A 2,164-nucleotide genomic window follows, 5' to 3' on the forward strand; every position below is an offset into this window, starting at 1 on the left:
CTTAATCATTAAACGGTCTAAACAAACATGCATATTCTCTTTTTCGCTCCTTATTTTTATTAAACATGTCATTTTGTACACGATTTTCGGCTATTAGAAGGTGCCGAAAATGTCCTCGCTATATTTCTACAAAATTTACTCACACATTGAATTATACTGTTCACACTCGATTGTAACCTTAAAAATTTCTAATTGTCCCAAATAAGAAGTAATAGCATTATCCAATAAGAATTCAACACTCTCTGGATCAGCTACATCTTCAACAGGAACGCCAAACAATTCTACACGCAATTTACTAATTCTCTTTAAGTCGTTTAATTGTTGTTCTGTCAGTCTCAAATTATTGTCCTCACTTTCTATCAACCTGCTCCTACGCCTCCGTTACCTCACCGACCGTCCGCTTTCCTCACTCATTCCGTTTCGTTAGCCATCAGTTCACGTGACTGCGTGTCCTTTGAGAGTCCACTCCGTCACCCTACCTTTCTGTCTGCACTTCACTTCATTCGTGTCGCTCCCTTAAGTCGGTTACTTCCGGCTCCGTCGAATACACTTAATAAATGCATGTGCAATCACAACGTCTTCCAGTAACACAACTTCCACCAAGATGAATAAGAATTACAACTCATACGATTACAAAAGCCGTTTCCTAATTGTCCAGGGACCCATGCACGGATATTCTAAATGAGTAGCTGGCGGGCAAACTTCAGCCACACCAACTACGCATTTAGTTTATCGATGTGCATCTCCTAACCAATAAGACTACATTTTCGAAACATAACCGTTACTTCAAAAAAATGTTTTTCTGACTTAACTGATGTTGCTGCACTGTTTGAAAAAGCGTACTCATCATTTGTTGCATTTTAGGCATTTCTTCCAACATAACCTTTTGATTTACGTATTGTTCTAAAGCCAAATGAATCAAAGTGCTTTTAGGAATTCCAGTTTCTTTACTGTAATTATCCAACCAATCATTCATCTTACTGCTAATACGAGTATTCACTCGAACCATCTCACCCATATAATCACCTCTCCTATATCTCACTTAGTAAATATAACATCAATGCTGTATCTAATTCAACATCATTTTGGTGTAAGTTGTAAATAATACTACACAAAAGTTAGACTCTATCCGCTATTAATATAAACAAGTTAAGAAAAATAAAAAGAGGACATCAATTTGACATCCTCTTGACACACAGAGAAGCACACGCTAATATCATAAACGAATATACTTCTTAATATTTTCTAATATAGATAACCAATAGTCCTGAAGAATGGTGTCCACCGCCAAGTGATCCATTTCTTCTAGGGCTTTTTTTATACTTTCTTTAGTCCTTCTAGGAAACTCTCTTAAGTCCATAGTTCCATTGGAGTAGCAAATCAAACAAGCTTTTAACGTTCCTTTAACATTCTTCAAATCAAGAATCGAGAATGAATATAGCTCATCAATACTAAACGGCGGACTCTTCCTCATTCCGTCTACAACTACACCGTCAGAGTCCCTCCAACTGTACTCAATGCGTGTTAGAAACTCACTTTCTACCAATCTATTGAATTTAACAAGCAACTCTTTTTTCTTGTCATATATCTTCAAATATCCATCTTTATTTCTATTCCCATAATAGATAGTTCCTTTATGCCTGTCCTGTTGTCTTCCAGTTTTACTATAAGACACAATATCACTCATGCTACGTTCAATATCAAAAGCGATATCTAAACCTGTAATTAATCGTTTATTAGCTTTTAAAACGTCATTTAACGTATCAAAAACAACTTTGAATACTTTCTCATGTCCATCCTTCTGTATTTCATCATTCTCAAACTTAGAAGGGTTAAACTCAACTTTCATATCGTAGCTATCTTTCTCTTTAGCCGAATTATGTTTCCAACCTATAAAAACTTTACCTTCACCATGTCCTATATGTAAATTTCTATGATAATCCCTAATGGACGTTCCATGATGTTCATGAATAATAGTGTTAGATATAAAGATTTGTTTAGCTGTTATTTTAGTCAAAACATCACTAAACTGTCTTTCTGTCACATCCTCAAACTTAATCATTAAACGGTCTAAACAAACATGCATATTCTCTTTTTCGCTCCTTATTTTTATTAAACATGTCATTTTGTACACGATTTTCGGCTATTAGAAGGTGCCGAAAAT

General features: G+C 35.3%; 3 protein-coding genes. All 3 read right to left on the minus strand.

The window, feature by feature from the left end; translation table 11 throughout:
* Nucleotides 1-135: 135 nt before the first annotated feature.
* The 3 genes from MR059_RS21385 to MR059_RS21395 all read right to left on the minus strand — a co-directional run bounded on the left by MR059_RS21385 (nt 136) and on the right by MR059_RS21395 (nt 2,086).
* Nucleotides 136-339: a hypothetical protein gene (locus MR059_RS21385; protein WP_242162027.1), complete on the minus strand. Its 204-nt coding sequence runs from the start codon at nt 337-339 to the stop codon at nt 136-138.
* Between the two features lie 442 nt (nt 340-781).
* Nucleotides 782-1,018: a ribbon-helix-helix domain-containing protein gene (locus MR059_RS21390; RefSeq protein WP_242162028.1), complete on the minus strand. Its 237-nt coding sequence runs from the start codon at nt 1,016-1,018 to the stop codon at nt 782-784.
* A 198-nt stretch (nt 1,019-1,216) separates the two neighbouring features.
* Nucleotides 1,217-2,086 (minus strand): hypothetical protein, encoded by an 870-nt coding sequence (locus MR059_RS21395; RefSeq protein WP_242162029.1) that lies wholly within the window; start codon nt 2,084-2,086, stop codon nt 1,217-1,219.
* Between the last annotated feature and the right edge of the window lie 78 nt (nt 2,087-2,164).

The organism is Bacillus cereus group sp. BfR-BA-01522 (genome assembly GCF_022662635.1).
In the GTDB taxonomy this organism is placed as follows: Bacteria; Bacillota; Bacilli; order Bacillales; family Bacillaceae_G; genus Bacillus_A; species Bacillus_A cytotoxicus.

What these genes read in the sequence shown, in the direction of transcription:
- MR059_RS21390 (WP_242162028.1), bottom strand. Translation starts at nt 1,018, where the DNA reads ATGGGTGAGATGGTTCGAGTGAATACTCGTATTAGCAGTAAGATGAAT.
- MR059_RS21395 (WP_242162029.1), bottom strand. Translation starts at nt 2,086, where the DNA reads ATGCATGTTTGTTTAGACCGTTTAATGATTAAGTTTGAGGATGTGACA.